The organism is Nocardioides sp. B129/18, assembly GCF_055282735.1.
Window position 1 is genome coordinate 26,186 of sequence record NZ_JBUZJI010000013.1, and the last position, 17,057, is coordinate 43,242.

Genomic DNA, 17,057 nt, shown 5'->3' on the forward strand with positions numbered 1-17,057 from the left:
CTAGACGTCGAGGGGAGGGTGACGTCCACCACAACGAGCGATCCGGCCCGGGGTGATGGCTGGCGACTCAGCCGGACGCGAGCGCGAGGTAGGCGGCGCCCAGCGCGACCGCCACGACGCCGAGCAGCAGCGTCAGCAGCCGGGTCGGGACCTGCGGCTGGAGTCGCGCGCCGACGTACCCGCCCAGCAGGCCACCGAGGCCGCAGGCCAGCCCGACCGGCCAGTCGGGCGCGACCGTGCCGCTGGCGTGGAGGGCGAGCACCGCGTACGTGGCGGCGCCCGCCAGCGAGGTGAGGAAGGTCGAGGCCAGGGCGGCCGGCGCCACCACCGCCACCGAGGTGCCGGTGCCGACGAGGATCGGCGCGAGGAGCGAGCCGCCTCCGATGCCGTACACGCCACCCACGAGGCCGACGACGCCGGCCAGTGCGACCGTCGACCGGGAGCCCAGCGGCGCCCGCGGCACCGGCCGGGCGAGCACGCGACGCACCAGCCACAGCCCGATCAGGAGCAGCACGGCCCCCACGACCAGGCGGAAGGGGCGCGGGCCGGGCAGCAGCTCGACCCGGACGACCGATCCCAGCACCACCCCGGGCAGCGTGCCGCGCAGCAGGAGCCGGGTGAGGTCCGCGACCTCGCCCGAAAGGCGCTCCCGCCGGTAGCGCCAGAGGCCCCCGGGGACGGCGACGACGTTGAAGAGCAGGTTCGTCGGGGTGACGGCGGGGTTGGGGACGTGCAGCACCGCCAGCTGCACCGGCAGCAGGAACACCGCGCCGGAGACGCCCACCGGCGTGGTCAGGACCGCGATGCCGAATCCGGCGACCAGTCCCAGCAGGAGATCGGCGCACGGCACGGGCTCACTCCACCACGCCGACCGCACCGCCCACCGCAGCGTCCACCGCAGCGTCCGAGGACGGCGGAGGACGGCGGAGGTCGGCGGAGGACGTCCCCGGGGCTGCGTAGGCTCGAGGCATGAGCACCGCGACCGCGATCGTCGACCTGCAGCACCGCTTCGCCGACCGTCTGCCCGAGCTCGCGGTGCCTGTCGAGGCCGCGCCCGCGCCGGAGCCGCAGCTGGTGGTGCTCAACGAGGCCGTCGCCGCCGATCTCGGGCTCGACGCCGAGCGGCTGCGCTCGCCCGAGGGCCTGGGCCTGCTCACCGGCACCGCTCCCCCGCCCGCATCGCGACCGGTCGCCCAGGCCTACGCCGGCCACCAGTTCGGCGGGTTCGCCCGGCTCGGCGACGGTCGCGCGATGCTGCTCGGCGAGGTCGTCGACGCCGAGGGCCGGCTGCGCGATCTGCACCTCAAGGGATCCGGCCGCACCCCGTTCGCCCGGGGCGGCGACGGGCTGGCCGCGCTCGGCCCGATGCTGCGCGAGCTGGTGATCAGCGAGGCGATGCACGCGCTCGGCGTCCCGACCACCCGGGCGCTGGCCGTCGTCGTCACCGGGCGGGCGATCCAGCGCGAGCAGCCGCTGCCGGGAGCCGTGCTGGCGCGGGTGGCGGCGAGCCACCTGCGGGTCGGCACCGTGCAGCACGCCCGCGCGCTCGACGACGTCGACCTCCTGCGGCGCGTGGTCGACGAGGCCATCGCGCGGCACCACCCCGAGGCCGCGGACGACGAGCGTCCCGCCCTGGCGCTGTTCCGCGGCGTCGTCGCCGCGCAGGCCGACCTGATCGCACGCTGGATGCTGCTCGGCTTCGTCCACGGCGTCATGAACACCGACAACATGACGCTCTCGGGCGAGACCATCGACTACGGCCCCTGCGCCTTCCTCGACGCCTACGACCCCGCCACCGTCTTCAGCTCCATCGACCGCGACGGCCGCTACGCCTATCGCAACCAGCCGGGCATCGCGCTGTGGAACCTGGCCCGCCTCGCCGAGGCCCTGCTCCCGCTCGTCGACCCCGACGAGGCCCGCGCCGTCGAGCTGGTCACCGAGGAGCTGCGGGTCTTCGGCACCGCGCACGACGCCGCCCTCGAGGCCGGCTACGGCGCCAAGCTGGGCCTGGCCCACGTCGACGCCGAGCGCGTGACGCCGCTGATCGCCCCGCTGCTGCAGCTGATGGCCGACGCCCGCGTCGACCACACCGGCTTCTGGCGCCGGCTGGGCGAGGCGGCCCGCGGCGACCTCGAGCCGGTGCGCGGCCTCGTCCTCGACCTGCCGGCGCTCGACGCCTGGCTGGCCGACTGGCGCGCCCTCGAGCCGGACGCCGCCGCGATGGACGCGACCAACCCCGTCCACATCCCGCGCAACCACCTCGTCGAGGAGGCCCTGGCCGCCGCCGAGACCGAGGGCGACCTCGCGCCGCTGCACCAGCTGCTCGACGCCGTCCGCTCCCCGTTCACCGAGCGTCCCGAGCTCCAGCGCTATGCCGAGCCCGACCCCGACGCACGGCCCTACACCACCTACTGCGGCACCTGAGCCTGCGGCGCCTGAGCCTGCGTCAGGCCGAGCGCTCGTCCAGGGACCCCGGCAGGTCGATCTCGAACCAGCTGACATGCTGGGCGGCGTCGCGGCCGCTGCGGCTGGCCAGGGCGTCGACGATCTGCAGGCCACGGCCGACCGTGGAGACGTCGCTGGCGCCGGGGAGTCGTGCGGTGCCGAGGCCGCCGTGGTCGACGACCCGGACGCCGAGGAGGGCCGCGGTGCAGCGCACCTCGACCCGGCAGCCGCCGTGGGTGTGGACGATCGCGTTGGTGGCCAGCTCGGCGAGGCAGAGGATCGCGTCGTCGACCTGCTCCTCACCGACCCCGCGCGCGTCCAGCACCCCGCGCAGGAAGCGGCGCGCGCGAGCGACGTCGGCCGGGGAGTCCGACATCTCGAAGACCTCGACGTCGTCGGGCACGGCCTGGTCGCGCGGGCGGCGGTGCTCCTCGCGCAGCCGGGCCAGACGGCCGCCGATGACGCGTCCGAGCTCCTCGAGGCCTCCGGTGGTCCGCAGGCCGTCGAGCGCCGAGGAGTCCTCGACGTAGACGACGAACCCGCCGAGGGCCACGCCGTCGGCGAGCAGCGGCACGGCGGCGACGCCCGCGACGCCGGCCTCGCGCTGGCCGGAGACGAAGTCGGGGAACGCGGCCTCGAGGTCGTCGAGGGAGCCGATCGTGGCGCGGGAGTCGCGGGCGGCGAGCGTCAGCGGCACCTGCGCAGTGGCGTCGATGGCGCACCACTCCAGGGAGGCGTCGTCGTCGGCCCGCCGATCGTCGGAGGTGAACAGCAGCCGCCGTCCACCGCCCTCGCTCACGGCCAGGCCGACCCGGACGACGCCCGGCAGCGACGCGAGCGGCGCCATGGCCTCGAGGGCGAAGGCGTCGAGGACGATGCCCGAGCTCTCCTGCTCCCCCGCGGACGACACGGCGTCATCCTAGGAGCAGCCGGACTCAGCCGCCGACGGTCGCGCGGAAGACTCCGGGCTCGGCGTGCAGGAGCCACAGCCGCTCGGCGAGCGCCTCGGGCTCGAAGAGCGGGTCGCCTCCCCCGATCTCGCCGGGCACGATCAGCTGGCGCACCCGCACGCCCCGCTCGGCGACGGCCTCGTGGAGCATCGCGCCGTAGGCGGACTCCCCGGCGAAGGCCACCGACGTGCCCGCGACGCGACCGTTGGGCGTCGCGGCGCTGCCGCCGTTGACCAGCAGGACGCTGCCCGACCCGCGCTCGAGCATGCCCGGCAGCACGTGCCGGATCGCCGTCACCGGCCCGCGCACCGAGAGGTCGAGGGCCGCCTCGAGGTCGTCGAGGTCGGTGTCGAGCACCGGCTTGAGCAGGCGACGGCTCGGGATCGGGCTGTACTGGACGACGTCGATCGCGCCGTGCTCGGCGGCCACGGCGTCGAGCGCCGCCTGCACGGCGCCGGGGTCGGTGAGGTCGGCGGGGTGGGCGCTGGCGCGCACTCCCTCGGCGACCAGCGCGTCGCGCAGCGCTCCCAGCCGCTCGGCGTCGCGCGCGACCAGCGCGACGGCGAGGCCCTCACGGGCGAAGCGACGAGCGGTGGCGGCGCCGAGACCTGGTCCGGCGCCGAGGATCACGAGGACGGGCATGGCGCCACCGTAGGCAGCGCGGACGCCCGCCCCCGAGGCCATCGGGGTGGGGGCCCGCTCAGCCCTGAGGCAGGATCTGGCCGAGCAGGCCGGAGGCCTCCGGGACCAGTCCGCCGCTGCCGCTACGGCTGGACCGGCATCCACGCGCCCGTCGAGCGAGCCCGGCGTGTGGTCAGGCGTGACGTCGGGCGTCCGGTCGGTCTCGCCGATCCGGACGCCCGACGCCGGCCTCTGCCCTAGCCTCCGGGCATGCCCCTCCCCCAGGACCGCCCCCCGGGTCTCGACTCTCCGTGGACCGCCCGGCTGATCAAGCACGCGGCCCGCGCGCAGGTGTGGGCCTTCCGCCGCACCAACGGCCGCATCGGCAGCAGCTGGCGCATCGGCGCCGGGTTCCGCAAGCCCGTCCCGACGCTGCTGCTCGAGCACCGAGGCCGCCGCAGCGGCACGCTGTTCACGACGCCGCTGCTCTACCTGCGCGACGGCGAGCGCTGGATCGTCGTCGCCTCCCAGGGCGGACTGCCGAAGCACCCGCAGTGGCACTTCAACCTCGCTGCGAGCCCGCAGACCCGCGTCCACCTGCGCGGACGGCGCGGCGTGCCGGTGACGGCACGGATGGCCGACGCCGCGGAGCGCGCGGAGCTGTGGCCGCGCCTGGTCGACCTCTACGCCGACTTCGCGACCTACGCCGCCTGGACCGAGCGCGAGATCCCGGTGTGGATCCTGGAGCCGCGCGCCGCCTGAGCGGCCGACGTCACCAGCTCGTGCCCGTCACCACCGGCAGGTCGGCGAGGGTGACGACGCCCGGCGGCGCCGCGACCACGGCTGGGATCGCGTTGGTGGCCGGCATCGCGGTGTAGATCATCCCCGGCCCCATGAAGCCCTCCTCGTCCCAGTCATGGGGCGGCAGGCAGTGCAGCACGGTGCGGAAGTTCGGACGGCCGAACACCTGGATGACGTGGCCGTGCGCGACCGGCTTGGGCGGGGTCACCACGCCCATCGTCCAGTTGAAGCCGACCGAGACGACGTTGCGCTCCCCGACCCAGCCGCGGTGGTAGCCGAAGACGCTGCCGACGGTGCCCCGCGGGATGCGCATGAACCCGAGGTCGGCGTCGTCGTGAGCGGCGGTGAAGGTGACGTCGAAGGTGAGGCGGTCGAGCGTCAGCCCCATCGCGTCGGCCATCATCGCCGCGGACTCCGCGAACACCTCCGACTCCCGACGCACGTGCTCGTCGAGGCCGGGCGTGCTCGGGTCGCGTCCGAAGCCCATCTCGCTCATGGTGCCGGCCGACTCGTAGGTGGAGCAGTCGACGGACTCGGTGATGCGCAGCTCGTCGACGCGCTCGCAGCCGCCGGAGAGCACCATCGCGACCAGGTTCGTGATGCCGGGATGAGCGCCGGAGCCGAAGATCGTCGAGCCGCCCCGGGCGCAGGCGGCGTCGATGCGGGCGCGGTCCTCCGGCGTGTGCCGGCCCCCCGTGATCCAGGCGGCCGTCGTCACCACGTTCACGCCGGCGGCCAGCAGCGCCTCGAGCTCGTCGATGCTGCTCCACAGCGGGTTGTAGGCGCAGGCGTCGGGGCGCAGCGCGAGGAGCTCCTCGAGGCTGTCGGTGGCCAGGACGCCCGTGGGCTGGGGCCAGCCGCAGAGCTCGGCGGCGTCACGCCCGACCTTCTCCGCACCGTGCGCGTAGACGCCGACGAGCTCGAGGTCGGGGCGCGCCAGGATCGCGTGGAGCGAGCGGGAGCCGATGTTGCCGGTGGTCCACTGGACCACGCGCAGCGGGCGGGAGGAGGCCATGCCCCGGAAGTAGAACGGGTTCCAGTTCTGCGGTCAAGGGGCGGTCGAGGACGCCCCTCCCACCCTTCCGACGTCGTGACCCGCGCGGACGTCGACCTAGCGTCGGTCGCGTCTCGCCTCCGCTCTCCTCAGGCCTCCCCACGAAAGGCCTCCCCATGTGCTTCTCCCCCGAGATGGACCTCGTCGCGGGCACCGCCGTGACCCTCGTCGGCGTCGACGCTCTGCGTCACGTGACGCGGCGGCGCCAGCTGCCGCTCGCCGCACTGCCGGTGCTCTTCGGCGCCCATCAGCTCATGGAGACCCTCGTCTGGTGGGATCTCCAGGGCCACGACTCCTGCCGCGCCGCGGGCGCCGTCGCCGCCTGGGTCTACGTGCTGATCGCGGTGTGCATCGTGCCGATCGCAGTGCCGGCGGCGTTCGCGGCCCTGCGCCTGGGCCGCTCGACGAGAGCCGACCTGCTCTTCGTCGGCTGCGGGGCGATCGCGGGCGCGGTCGGCCTGCAGGCGCTGCTCGACGGACCCCTCGGGCGCCGCATCGAGGGCCACCACATCGCCTACTCCATCGACCCGCCCGCCGAGGCTCTGTTCCTGCTGGTCTACGTGATCGCCACCTGCGGGCCGGGGCTCGCCGCCCGCTCCCGCCCGCTCATCGCCTTCGGCGCGCTCAACCTCGCCGTCGTCGCGGCGTTGGCCTGGCTCATGCAGGACGGCCTGATCTCGCTGTGGTGCGTGTGGGCGGCCGTGACGAGCGTGCTGGTCGCGGTGCACCTGCGCCGGGTCGCCGCCGGCCGCTCCGCGGGCCTGGGACGCGAGGAGCAGCGGGTCAGCGCGAGCGCACCGTCACGGTGACCGGCTCCGTGCCGGTGGCCGCGATCCGCAGTCGCCGGTCGGCGGCCGAGCCGAGCAGTCGGCCTCCCCGCACGGTGACCCGCGGCGTCCCCCGATAGTGCAGCGGGCTGACGAAGACGACCGTCGGCAGCACCCGGCCGTGTCCGTCGCGCAGCGTGCGCGGCCGGTAGCGGTAGGAGAAGTCGCCGGTGACGCCGTCGAAGGAGAGCGCCAGCGGCGTGCCGGCCGTGGCCTGAGGGTAGGTCTGGACGAGGGCCTTGAGCTTGTCGGTCTTGAGCGTGGAGAGATCGGCGTCGTCGGCGAAGAGCCCCTGCGATCCGTCGGCGGTGGTGGGGTCGTCCCAGCCCTTGTAGGCCCAGTAGGTCCAGCCCATGAAGGCTCGCGCGGCCTCCTCGGTGTCGATGCGGACGGCCTGGACGTCGTCGGTGGCGCCGAACTCGTTCATCAGCGCCGCGCCCTGCATGTCGTGGGCCTGCTCGATGGCGTGGGCCTGCCGCTCGGCGCTGAAGGAGCGGCACTGCGCGGTGTCGGCGAACGGGATCCCCTGCGACTGCAGGAAGACCTGCGGGCAGTAGGAGTGCCAGGCGTAGCCGAGGTTGCGCTCGCCCGAGACGGGGGTGAAGAAGGTGTCGAGCTGCTGGCCGCCCGCGAAGTGCTGCGGCTCGAACCAGACCATGCCCGTGGGGTCGACGGACCGGATGGCGCGCAGCGCGAGCTCGTAGGTCGGCTGCAGCTCGCGCCGGTAGGTCTCCGGACAGGAGGTGAGCAGGCAGGTCAGGCCCTCCTTGCCGGCCCACGGCTCGTTGAGCAGGTCGTAGCCCATCGAGTACGGCTGGTCGCGCCAGTGCCGGGCGGCGATGCGCCAGGCCGCCACCCAGCTCGCCCGGGCCGGGCCACGGCCGGCGAAGAGGTCGTCGAAGACCTGCGAGAGCTCGGGCAGGTAGTAGCCGGCCGGGAAGGGCGCGGTCAGCGGCGGGAGCAGGGCGAAGGGCAGGGGACGCCGCGCCGCGACGAAGTCCGGGACGCCCTCGCCGCCGTAGATCTCGTGCCACTGGTCCTGGTGGAAGTCCAGCTGCATCCACATCCCGCGGTCGGCGAGGAGGTCCATGACCCGCTGCCAGCGCCGCAGGTAGGTCGGGTCGGCGACGCCGCTGCGCTCCGGCGTGATCCCGGCCCACAGGGTGCCGATGCGCGCGCCGTTGAACCCGTAGCGCCGCAGCAGGTCGGCGTCGGCGGCCGTGAAGCCGGCCGCGGTGTCCGGCGGGACGTAGGGGTCGCGCTTCCAGACCAGGTTCACCCCGTGCACCAGGACGACGCGGCCGTAGGGATCGACGAGGTGGCGGCCGCTGCGGTGCAGCTGCGGGGTCGGCTCGCCCCCGGAGGATCCGGCGGCGATCGCCGGGGCCGCGGGGAGCAGGAGCGCGCCGACCAGCAGCAGGGCGGTGCCCAGCAGCGGACGCAGCAGGGGACGCAGCAGGGGACGCAGCAGGGAGCGACGGGACGGGAGCACGGGGCCCTCCTCGGGGGGATCCCGCACAGTAGAACGCGTTCTACTGCTCCGGCAAGGGTCGGCCCAGCGCCTCCTCGAGCCGCACGCAGAGCTCGTGGACGCAGTCGTCGAGGGACTCCCCGGTCTCTCGGCGCAGCAGGCCGAGGCTGAGCTCGGCGACGAGCAGCGCGCCGCCGGCCAGCTCCTGCGCGTCCTCGAAGGAGGCCATCAGGGCGCGGGCGCCCTCGGCGTCGCCCCGTCCGCGGGCGGCCACGATGCCGGCGACCCGCTGCGCGGCGTCCACGACCGGGGTCAGCTGCGCTCGGGTGCTCACAGCACCAGGCCCGGCGTCTGGGTGCGCGCCCGCTCGAAGCGCGCCTGCACGTCGGCCCAGTTGACGACGTTCCACCACTGCTGGACGAAGGTGGCCTTGTCGTTGCGGTACTGCAGGTAGTAGGCGTGCTCCCACATGTCGAGCATGAGCAGCGGCACCATGCAGATCGGCACGTTGCCCTGGTGGTCGAAGTGCTGGATGACGTAGGGCCGCTGGGCCACGACGTCCCAGGTCAGCACCGACCATCCCGAGCCCTGCACGCCGAGGGCGTTGGCCTCGAAGTGGGCGCGGAAGGCGTCGAACCCGCCGAAGAACTCCTCGATCACCTGGGCGAGCTCGCCGGTGGGCTTGTCTCCGCCGTCGGGGCTCATGTTCGGCCAGAACACCGAGTGGTTGACGTGCCCGCCCAGGTGGAAGGCGAGGTTCTTCTCCAGCGTCGAGAGCGAGCCGAAGGAGCGCGCGTCGCGAGCCTCGGCGAGCTGGTCGACGGCGGTGTTGATGCCCTTGACGTAGGTCTGGTGATGCTTGCCGTGGTGCAGCTCCATGATCTCGCCGGCGATGTAGGGCTCGAGCGCGGAGTAGTCGTAGGGCAGCTCAGGGAGCGAGTAGACGGTCATGCCGCCACTCTCTCGTTGTTGCAAAGTGTTTGCAACAACGATCAGGTGGTGCGCAGCTGCTCCAGACCCAGCCCGGCCACCACCGGACGTCGCAGCGCCCGCGAGGAGGCCAGCACCGCCAGCGTCACGACGCCCACGGCCACCGCGCCGCCGACGAACGCCCACGGCTGCGGGAGGCCCGACTCGCCCAGGCTCGCGAAGAGCACCACGACGCCGGCCGAGCCAAGCACCGCCGTCAGCACGGCCACCGGCAGGGTCGCCAGCAGGGCCTCGCGGCGCAGCGAGCGCAGCACCACCGCGGCCGGCACGCCGACGGCCACCAGCGCCGCCCACTCCCGCCGCCGCTCGAGCAGTGTCTCGACGCCGTGCAGCGCGAGCGCCAGCGCGACCAGCACCGCGCCGAGCACCGCCAGGGCCGCGACCAGGACGGAGGGCTGCACGTAGTAGCCGGCGTCGTCGACGCCGGAGCTGGGCGCGAGGACGTCGGCGACGAACTGCGTGGTGGTGACCATCACCAGCACGACGCCGCCCACGGCGGCCGCCGCCCGCCCGGCCGGCCGCGGGTCGGCGGCCAGCCGCTGCGCGGCGAGCAGCGTGGCGGCGTCGGAGGTGGTCTGCCCGACCCGCAGGGCGACGCGCCGCGCCGTCCACGGCACCAGGCCGGCCAGACCGAGGACCAGCAGCGCGGCTGCGGCGAACGCGAGCAGCAGGTCGGCGTCATTGCCGTAGGACCGACGGCAGAACACGGCGACGAGCACCACGCCCCCGACCAACGGCACCACGCCCCACGGCCGCGGCGCGGGCCGCACCCCCCGAGCGACGGGGAGCGGCTCGCCGAGCCGGGCGCCGGCGCGGGCGCCCGCGAGGACGCCGTAGACCACCAGCGCCACGCTGACCACCAGACCCAGGAGACCCGGCCCGACCGACGTCGGCACGAGCGCCGAGCCCGAGCCGCGGAGCGCGACGCCGAGCACGACGTACAGCAACAGGTAGGCCGGCCAGGCCGCGACCGCGCCGATCGCCACCGGCACGCCCACCTCGATCGCACCCCATCGGCGCAGCTCACGCGGGCCGGCTCCGGCCACCGCGAGCGCGGCGTAGCGGGTGCGGCGGTGCGAGGTGCCCAGGCGCACGGCCTGGTCGAGCACGAGGACGATCGGCACCAGCGTCAGGACCAGGCCGAACAGGGCGCCGGGGCGCAGGCCGGGGTCGGCGACGGGGTCGATGAGCCCGTCGCCGACGCTGCCGTCGATCGGGACGCCGCCGTTGAGCGAGGTGTCGGAGAGGCCGAGCATGACGTAGGCGCAGCCCACGAGACCGAGGGCGCCGACGGCTGCGGTGACCAGCACCAGCAGCGCCACGCGCAGGCGTCCGGTGCCGGTGAGCGCCAGCCGCACCGTGACCATCCCGCGCATCAGGCGCCCCGCCCGTCGGACTCGACGCGGCCGTCGCGGATGACGACCTCGCGCTCGGCGAGGGCGGCGACGCGGTGGTCGTGGGTGATGATCACCAGCGCCGCGCCGGTGACGCGGGCGGCGCCCACCAGGATCTCCAGGGCGAGGTCGCCGGAGACGGTGTCGAGGGCGCCGGTGGGCTCGTCGGCGAGGATCAGATCGGGCGAGGCGACCAGGGCGCGGGCGATGGCCACGCGCTGCGCCTGGCCGCCGGACATCTGCGCGGGCCGCGCGTCGGCGACGTCGTCGACCTTGAGGCGCCGCAGCCACTCGCGGGCCCCGGACCACGCCTCGGCGCGGGTGCGGTTCTCCAGCAGCAGCGGCAGCGCGACGTTCTCCAGCGCGGTGAGCTCGGGGACGAGCTGGCCGAACTGCAGCACCAGCCCGATGCGTCGACGCCGCAGCGTGGTGCGGGCGTCGAGGGAGAGGTGGTCGAGGCGCTCGCCGCCGAGGCTCACCGAGCCCGCGTCGGGGACGACGAGGCCGGCCAGGCAGTGCAGCAGCGTCGACTTGCCGCTGCCCGAGGGGCCGGAGACGGCGACGATCTCGCCGGGGTCGACGTCGAGGGAGACCTCGCGCAGCGCCGGGGTGGAGCCGAAGGTCTTCACCAGGCCACGGGCGGTGACCAGCGGGGTGGTGCCGGGGAGGGAGGTCATGCGGGGGTTCCTTCCGAGGGTCCGCTCGCGGCGGGCTGGGCGGGCTGGGCGGCGCGGACGCGGGTCTCCTCGAGCCAGCGCAGCTCGGCGTCGAGGTGGGCGATGGCGTGGTCGAGCGCGATCCGCTCGCCGAGGTCGGCGGCGGCCGCGCGCTGCGCGGTGAGCCGCCGCAGCACGCTCATGTGGGCCGCGCGCTGACGCTGGAGGAAGTCGGTGGCGTCGACGCGACGATGCAGGGCCGTGATGACCTTGCGCACCAGCTCGTCGGCGGCGGCGGACGCGGGCTCCTCGACCTGGCCGAGCCAGTCGTCGAGATGCGCGCGGCCGGCGTCGGTGAGGGCGTAGACCGTGCGCTCGGGGCCCGACTCCTGCTTCACCTCGACGGCCTCCACGAGCTCGTCACGCTGCAGCCGGGCCAGAGTGGAGTACACCTGGCCGAAGGGCAGCGCCTTGCTCGCGGGGAATCGCTCGTCGTGGAGTCGCTTGAGGTCGTAGCCGTGCGCGGGTCCGTCGGCGAGGACGCCGAGGAGGACGGTGGCGAGGCTCATAGGGGATGTATACACCAGGTGTATACATCGAGTGAATACCTGAGCCGGAGAGAATCCGACGGGTCCCGAAGCGCCTCAGAGCCCGGCGGCCACCGCGGGCGCGAGGTCCGAGCGCCCGCCGCCCGCGCGGTAGCGCCGCGCGCTCACCAGCACCGCGCCGACGCTGCCGGCCACGGCCCACGCCGCCAGCACCAGCAGCGGACGCGCGATCGCGTGGCCCTCGAAGTAGAGGAGGTTGCGCACGAGGTCGACCCCGGCCCCGTTGACCAGCCACGGCCCGACCGCGGCCAGCGGCCCGGGCAGGAAGTCGTAGGGCACCGCTCCCCCGGCCGCCGGGTTGCCGAGCACGACGAAGAGCAGGATCACGACGCCGGTGCCGGCGGTGCCGAGCAGCGCCTGGAGGGTCACGGCCACCGACGCGACGGCGTACCCGACGAGCGTCGTGGCGAGCATGACGGCCACGAGGTGCCCCTCGACGAGCCCGAAGACCGAGCGCGCGAGCAGCGTCAGCAGGACGCCGCTGACCGCCGCGTAGGCGGCCATCGCGCCGAGCCGCTGCACGGCGCGACGCCCGCGGGAGGCCTGCGGGCTGGCCAGCAGGCTGAGCACGGTGACGCCGAGGTACCCGCCGAAGGCCATCACCAGCACGAGGTAGAACGGCGTCACGCCGCGGCTGTCGGCCTGCGGCAGCCGGGCGAGGTCGACCACCTCGAGGGTGCGTCCCTCGCGGGTCTCGGCGGTGCGGACCTCCTGCTCGATCGCCTGCGCCTGCCCGACGCCGGCCGCCGAGGCGACGTAGAGACGGTCCTTCTTCTGCGCACCCACCACGAGCGCCCCGGCCGACTCCCGGTCGCGCACCCGCGCCCGCGCGGCGGCGTCGTCGGCCACGACCGTGGCGGCGACGGCGTCCCCGCCCTCCTTCTCCAGGCTCTGCGCGACCTGGCTCGCCGCGGCCTGCGACGGGCCCGCCACCGCCAGCGGCACCTGGTGCGGCTCGGGGTCGTGGAAGGCGCCGATGTAGGACAGCGCGAAGAGCAGCTGCAGCACGACGACGGCCAGCAGCGCGCCGGCGATGAGGCGACGATCCGGCTGCTCGTCGGCCGGGTCGCCCCGGTGGCTGTGGGGCTGGGGGGACTGCTCGGTGCTCACCGGGGCAGTCTGGCGCAGGCGGAGGTCGCGTCGCGACCGCCCACCCGTGCGGTGCTCGGCCGGCCTACAGGCCGCCGGTGAGGAACTGCGCGACGCCGAGCCCGAAGGACCAGTCGGCGGCGCCGTTCTCGACGATGCTCACCATCAGGTCGCTTGGGGCGACCCCGCAGCGCTCCTCGAGCAGGCGCGCGAGCCGGGCGTAGAAGTCGGTCTTGGCCTCCTCGGTGCGCTCGCGGCTGGTCACCCGGATCATCACGACGCGGTCGGTGCGCTCCAGGCCCAGGCCGGTGTCGAGGAGCACCAGCTCGCCGGGCTCGTGCTGGGTGAGCACCTGGTAGCGGTCGGTCTCGGGCACCTCGAAGGCGCCCACCATCGCCTCGTGCACGGCGTCGAGGAGGGTGCGCACCTCCTCGGGCGAGCGACCACGGACGACGTCGACGGCGATCAGCGGCATGGTCTCGACGCTAGGCCGCGTTCGCCGTCGTCCCCTCACCCGCAGGCCGGGGCGGGCACGGGGCGAGCCTCACAGCGCCGAGCGCAGCTCCCACAGCACCGGGTAGAACTGCAGCGGCACCCGCGAGCGCAGGTAGGCGGCACCGCTGGAGCCGCCGGTGCCGGACTTCGCGCCGATCATCCGCTCGACCATCACCACGTGCCGCATCCGCCAGCTCGCGCACAGCTCGTCGTGCTGCAGCAGCGCCTCGGCCAGCGCCCAGACCGCCGCGTGGCTGCCGCGGTCGTGCGCCGCCTCGCGCAGCGACGCGGCGAGCGAGGCGTCGTCGTCCACGGCCAGGCCGGAGGCGCCGACGGCGTGCCGGAAGGCGTCCCAGAGGGTCGGCTCGTCGAGCCGCGCGCGCAGCCGCGCCTCCTCGGCCTCGGTGAGCCCGCGGAAGCGCTGCAGGTACGCGGCGTCCTGCGCGCCGGAGAGGAACTCCAGCTCGCGGAACTGCACCGACTGGAAGCCGCTCGCCGGCGCCAGCCGCTGCCGGAACTGCAGGAAGTCCTGGGGCGTCATCGTCTCGAGCACGTCGACCTGCTGCACCAGCACCCGCTCGATGACGTGGACGCGGCCGAGCAGGTGCTGGGCCCACCACAGCCGACCCTCGAGCATCGCCGCCCGCGCCGCCTCCAGCTCGTGGAGCAGCTGCTTGAACCACAGCTCGTAGACCTGGTGGATGGTGATGAACAGCAGCTCGTCGTGGGCCGGCGGGTCGGACTCCAGGTGCTGGGAGTCCAGCAGCTGCGGCAGCCGCAGGTAGGAGCCGTAGGTGAGCTGAGCGCCCTGCTCGCCGAAGGAGACGAAGGACTCCTCGGCCTCGGAGACCGACGGCGCGGGCGGGAGGGACGACTGATCGGCGGACATGCTGCGCAACCTACGCCCGCGCCTCCGGCATGATGGCGCCCGTGAGGTTCCGACACGAGCTCGTCTACGACGCCGAGCCCGCCCAGGTGTACGCCATGCTGGCCGACCCCGACTTCCGCCGGGCCGCCTGCGCGGCCCAGGACGTCGTCTCCGCCGAGGTCACCGCGACGCCGTCGGCGTCCGGCTTCGACCTCGTCGTCGACCAGGTGCAGCGCACCACCGGACTCCCCTCCTTCGCCACCAAGATCGCCGGGGAGACCACCCGCGCGATCCAGCGCGAGCACTGGGAGTCCACCACCGGCGGCACGCTCGACATCGAGGCGCCCGGCAAGCCCGCCACCGTGAGCGGCACCATCCGCCTCGCGGCGGACGGGGCGGGCACCCTCGAGACCGTGGAGCTGGACATCACCGTCAAGGTGCCGCTGATCGGCGGCAAGCTGGAGAAGCTGCTGGCCGACAGGATCGTCGCCGGCATGGACGCCGAGCACTCCGTGGGCACGGCATGGCTGAAGGGCGAGCGATGAGCAAGCGCATCCGACACGAGCTGACCTACGACGCGCCGCTGGCCGACGTCGCCGCGATGCTCGCCGACCCCGCGTTCCGCGAGCAGGTCTGCGAGTACCAGCGCGTCGTGCGGCACGACGTCACCGTCTCCGGCAGCGGCGCCGGCATGAGCGTCACCCTCGACCAGGTGCAGCGCGCGCAGGGCATCCCCGCGTTCGCCACCAAGTTCGTGGGCGACGAGGTCAACATCGTGCAGAAGGAGACCTGGGGCACGCTGGACCGCGCCGCCCTCAGCGTCACCATCCCCGGCAAGCCCGGCGAGATGGAGGGCACCATCACCCTCACCGAGGCCGGTGGCGTCACCACCGAGACCGTCGACCTCGAGATCCGCGTGCGGATCCCGCTGGTCGGCTCGAAGATCGAGGGCCTCATCGGCGATCTCCTCCTCAAGGCGCTGCGCGCGGAGTACAAGGTCGGCCAGCGCTACCTGGCCGCCTGAGGCTTGCCCGATCCGCCAGCCTCACCGCTGACGCGACGACGGCCCGGATCCCGCGCGGGGTCCGGGCCGTCGTGCGTGCCGGGGCTCAGCCCTGGTGCGGGTGCCGGTGGTCGGTCGGAGCCACGAAGGTCTCCTTGATCGAGCGCGGCGAGGTCCAGCGCAGCAGGTTGCTGGCCGCGCCGGCCTTGTCGTTGGTGCCCGACGCGCGCCCGCCGCCGAAGGGCTGCTGCCCGACGACGGCGCCCGTGGGCTTGTCGTTGATGTAGAAGTTGCCGGCCGCGAAGCGCAGCGTCGCGCGGGTCCAGGCGATGGCCGCCCGGTCGCGGGCGATGACGGCGCCGGTGAGCGCGTAGGAGGAGATCGACTCCATCCCGTGCACGACCTGCTCGAAGTCGGCGTCCTCGTAGACGTGCACGGCGAGGATCGGGCCGAAGTACTCGGTCGTGAACATCTCGTCGGTCGGGTCGGTGGAGGTGACGATCGTCGGCCGCACGAACCAGCCCACGGAGTCGTCGGTGCCGCCGCCGGCGACGACGTCGAGGTGCGGGGTGGCCTGCGCCCGCTCGATCGCGGCGACGTGCTTGCGGAAGGCCCGCTCGTCGATGACCGCGCCCATGAAGTGGGAGAGGTCGGTGGGGTCGCCGACGCTGAGCTCCTCGGTGCGCTGCACGAGGTCGTCGCGGATCTGCTCCCACAGCGAGCGCGGCACGTAGGCGCGCGAGGCCGCCGAGCACTTCTGGCCCTGGTACTCGAAGGCGCCGCGGATGAGCGCGGTGATGAGCACCTCGGGGTCGGCCGAGGGGTGGGCGACGACGAAGTCCTTGCCGCCGGTCTCGCCGACCAGACGCGGGTAGGAGCGGTAGCCGGCGATGTTCTCGCCGACCGTGCGCCACAGGTGCTGGAAGGTCGGGGTGGAGCCGGTGAAGTGGATGCCGGCGAGGTCGCGGTGGGTCAGGGCGACCTCGGAGACCTCCAGGCCGTCACCGGGGAGCATGTTGATGACGCCCGGCGGCATGCCGGCCTCGACGAGCAGCTCCATGGTGAGCGACGCGGCCAGCTGCTGGGTCGGCGAGGGCTTCCACACGACGGTGTTGCCCATGAGCGCGGGCGCGGTGGGGAGGTTGCCCGCGATCGCGGTGAAGTTGAACGGCGTGATCGCGTAGACGAAGCCCTCGAGCGGACGGTGGTCGGTGCGGTTCCACACGCCGGGGCTGTTGGCGATCGGCTGCTCGGCGACGATCTGCTTGGCGTAGTGCACGTTGAAGCGCCAGAAGTCGATGAGCTCGCAGGCGGAGTCGATCTCGGCCTGGAAGGCGGTCTTCGACTGGCCGAGCACGGTGGCGGCGTTGAGCCGCTGACGCCACGGACCGGCCAGCAGGTCGGCGGCGCGCAGCAGGATCGCGCAGCGCTCGTCCAGCGGCATGCGACGCCAGTCGGCCGCCGCGCCGGTGGCGGCGTCGACCGCGGCCTGCGCGTCCGCGCGGGTGCTGTGGTGCGTCGTGCCGAGCACGTGCGCGTGGTCATGGGGCTGCACGACGTCGAGCGCCGCGCCTCCCCCGGTGCGCCACTCGCCGCCGATGTAGGCGGGGAGGTCGCGCGGGCTGCTCTCGAGACGATCGATCTCCGTCAGCAGCGCGGCACGCTCGGGCGAGCCCGGACCGTAGGTGAGGTTCGGCTCGTTGAGCGGAGTCGGTGGGTGGGTGAGTCCGTCCATGCGCGCGATCGTGTCATACGGGGTCGCCGTGCTCCGCGTCGCGGCTCGGG

The 17,057-nt window shown here is 74.2% G+C and carries 19 protein-coding genes; 5 read left to right on the forward strand and 14 right to left on the reverse strand.

Annotated features, from left to right (window positions below; all coding sequences use genetic code 11):
• Window positions 1–67: 67 nt before the first annotated feature.
• Entirely contained in the window at window positions 68–850 is a 783-nt protein-coding gene (locus tag ACZDWJ_RS11080) for a TSUP family transporter (protein WP_463521015.1), read from the reverse strand.
• A gap of 119 nt (window positions 851–969) precedes the next feature.
• Here ACZDWJ_RS11080 and ACZDWJ_RS11085 point away from each other — a divergent pair, with 119 nt between their 5' ends.
• Window positions 970–2,424, forward strand: coding sequence for a protein adenylyltransferase SelO (locus ACZDWJ_RS11085; RefSeq protein ID WP_463521016.1), 1,455 nt, complete (start codon window positions 970–972; stop codon window positions 2,422–2,424).
• 22 nt (window positions 2,425–2,446) lie between these two features.
• On the opposite strand, the gene ACZDWJ_RS11090 is transcribed toward ACZDWJ_RS11085, so the two are convergent.
• Window positions 2,447–3,355 carry an ATP-binding protein gene (locus tag ACZDWJ_RS11090; RefSeq protein ID WP_463521017.1) on the reverse strand — a complete coding sequence of 303 codons (909 nt, stop codon included), beginning with the start codon at window positions 3,353–3,355 and terminating at the stop codon, window positions 2,447–2,449.
• Between the two features lie 25 nt (window positions 3,356–3,380).
• The gene (locus ACZDWJ_RS11095; protein ID WP_463521018.1) at window positions 3,381–4,037 is read right to left on the reverse strand and encodes an SDR family NAD(P)-dependent oxidoreductase; all 657 of its coding nucleotides are present in this window, start codon (window positions 4,035–4,037) and stop codon (window positions 3,381–3,383) included.
• Window positions 4,038–4,286: 249 nt separating this feature from the next.
• Between ACZDWJ_RS11095 and ACZDWJ_RS11100 the strand changes: the two genes are divergently transcribed.
• On the forward strand, window positions 4,287–4,778 hold the full coding sequence (locus ACZDWJ_RS11100) for a nitroreductase family deazaflavin-dependent oxidoreductase (protein WP_463521019.1): 492 nt from the start codon (window positions 4,287–4,289) through the stop codon (window positions 4,776–4,778).
• A gap of 10 nt (window positions 4,779–4,788) precedes the next feature.
• Here the strand turns inward: ACZDWJ_RS11100 and ACZDWJ_RS11105 are convergent, their stop codons facing one another.
• On the reverse strand, window positions 4,789–5,832 hold the full coding sequence (locus ACZDWJ_RS11105; RefSeq protein ID WP_463521020.1) for an NAD(P)H-dependent amine dehydrogenase family protein: 1,044 nt from the start codon (window positions 5,830–5,832) through the stop codon (window positions 4,789–4,791).
• Window positions 5,833–5,987: 155 nt separating this feature from the next.
• Between ACZDWJ_RS11105 and ACZDWJ_RS11110 the strand changes: the two genes are divergently transcribed.
• Entirely contained in the window at window positions 5,988–6,680 is a 693-nt protein-coding gene (locus ACZDWJ_RS11110) for a DUF6629 family protein (RefSeq protein WP_463521021.1), read from the forward strand.
• Here the strand turns inward: ACZDWJ_RS11110 and ACZDWJ_RS11115 are convergent.
• From ACZDWJ_RS11115 to ACZDWJ_RS11155, 9 genes are all read right to left on the reverse strand, one after another.
• Entirely contained in the window at window positions 6,655–8,190 is a 1,536-nt protein-coding gene (locus tag ACZDWJ_RS11115; protein WP_463521022.1) for a cellulase family glycosylhydrolase, read from the reverse strand. The genes ACZDWJ_RS11110 and ACZDWJ_RS11115 overlap by 26 nt on opposite strands.
• Window positions 8,191–8,230: 40 nt before the next feature.
• Window positions 8,231–8,503 carry a hypothetical protein gene (locus ACZDWJ_RS11120; protein ID WP_463521023.1) on the reverse strand — a complete coding sequence of 91 codons (273 nt, stop codon included), beginning with the start codon at window positions 8,501–8,503 and terminating at the stop codon, window positions 8,231–8,233.
• Entirely contained in the window at window positions 8,500–9,120 is a 621-nt protein-coding gene (locus ACZDWJ_RS11125) for a superoxide dismutase (protein WP_463521024.1), read from the reverse strand. Before ACZDWJ_RS11125 ends, ACZDWJ_RS11120 begins: the two co-directional genes overlap by 4 nt.
• A gap of 41 nt (window positions 9,121–9,161) precedes the next feature.
• On the reverse strand, window positions 9,162–10,535 hold the full coding sequence (locus tag ACZDWJ_RS11130; protein WP_463521025.1) for a hypothetical protein: 1,374 nt from the start codon (window positions 10,533–10,535) through the stop codon (window positions 9,162–9,164).
• Window positions 10,535–11,230 (reverse strand): ABC transporter ATP-binding protein, encoded by a 696-nt coding sequence (locus tag ACZDWJ_RS11135; RefSeq protein WP_463521026.1) that lies wholly within the window; start codon window positions 11,228–11,230, stop codon window positions 10,535–10,537. The genes ACZDWJ_RS11130 and ACZDWJ_RS11135 overlap by 1 nt, the downstream gene beginning before the upstream one ends.
• Window positions 11,227–11,778 carry a PadR family transcriptional regulator gene (locus tag ACZDWJ_RS11140; RefSeq protein ID WP_463521027.1) on the reverse strand — a complete coding sequence of 184 codons (552 nt, stop codon included), beginning with the start codon at window positions 11,776–11,778 and terminating at the stop codon, window positions 11,227–11,229. Before ACZDWJ_RS11140 ends, ACZDWJ_RS11135 begins: the two co-directional genes overlap by 4 nt.
• A gap of 75 nt (window positions 11,779–11,853) precedes the next feature.
• Window positions 11,854–12,927: an ABC transporter permease gene (locus tag ACZDWJ_RS11145; protein WP_463521028.1), complete on the reverse strand. Its 1,074-nt coding sequence runs from the start codon at window positions 12,925–12,927 to the stop codon at window positions 11,854–11,856.
• A 64-nt stretch (window positions 12,928–12,991) separates the two neighbouring features.
• Window positions 12,992–13,381, reverse strand: a complete 390-nt coding sequence (locus ACZDWJ_RS11150) for a tautomerase family protein (protein ID WP_463521029.1) — start codon at window positions 13,379–13,381, stop codon at window positions 12,992–12,994.
• A gap of 69 nt (window positions 13,382–13,450) precedes the next feature.
• Window positions 13,451–14,290, reverse strand: coding sequence for a tryptophan 2,3-dioxygenase (locus ACZDWJ_RS11155; protein WP_463521030.1), 840 nt, complete (start codon window positions 14,288–14,290; stop codon window positions 13,451–13,453).
• Between the two features lie 41 nt (window positions 14,291–14,331).
• On the opposite strand from ACZDWJ_RS11155, the gene ACZDWJ_RS11160 reads away from it, so the two are divergent.
• Entirely contained in the window at window positions 14,332–14,814 is a 483-nt protein-coding gene (locus ACZDWJ_RS11160; protein ID WP_463521031.1) for a DUF2505 domain-containing protein, read from the forward strand.
• Window positions 14,811–15,293, forward strand: a complete 483-nt coding sequence (locus tag ACZDWJ_RS11165; protein ID WP_463521032.1) for a DUF2505 domain-containing protein — start codon at window positions 14,811–14,813, stop codon at window positions 15,291–15,293. Before ACZDWJ_RS11160 ends, ACZDWJ_RS11165 begins: the two co-directional genes overlap by 4 nt.
• Before the next feature lie 85 nt (window positions 15,294–15,378).
• Here the strand turns inward: ACZDWJ_RS11165 and pruA are convergent, their stop codons facing one another.
• Window positions 15,379–17,007 carry an L-glutamate gamma-semialdehyde dehydrogenase gene (gene pruA / locus ACZDWJ_RS11170; RefSeq protein ID WP_463521033.1) on the reverse strand — a complete coding sequence of 543 codons (1,629 nt, stop codon included), beginning with the start codon at window positions 17,005–17,007 and terminating at the stop codon, window positions 15,379–15,381.
• Window positions 17,008–17,057 lie beyond the last annotated feature (50 nt).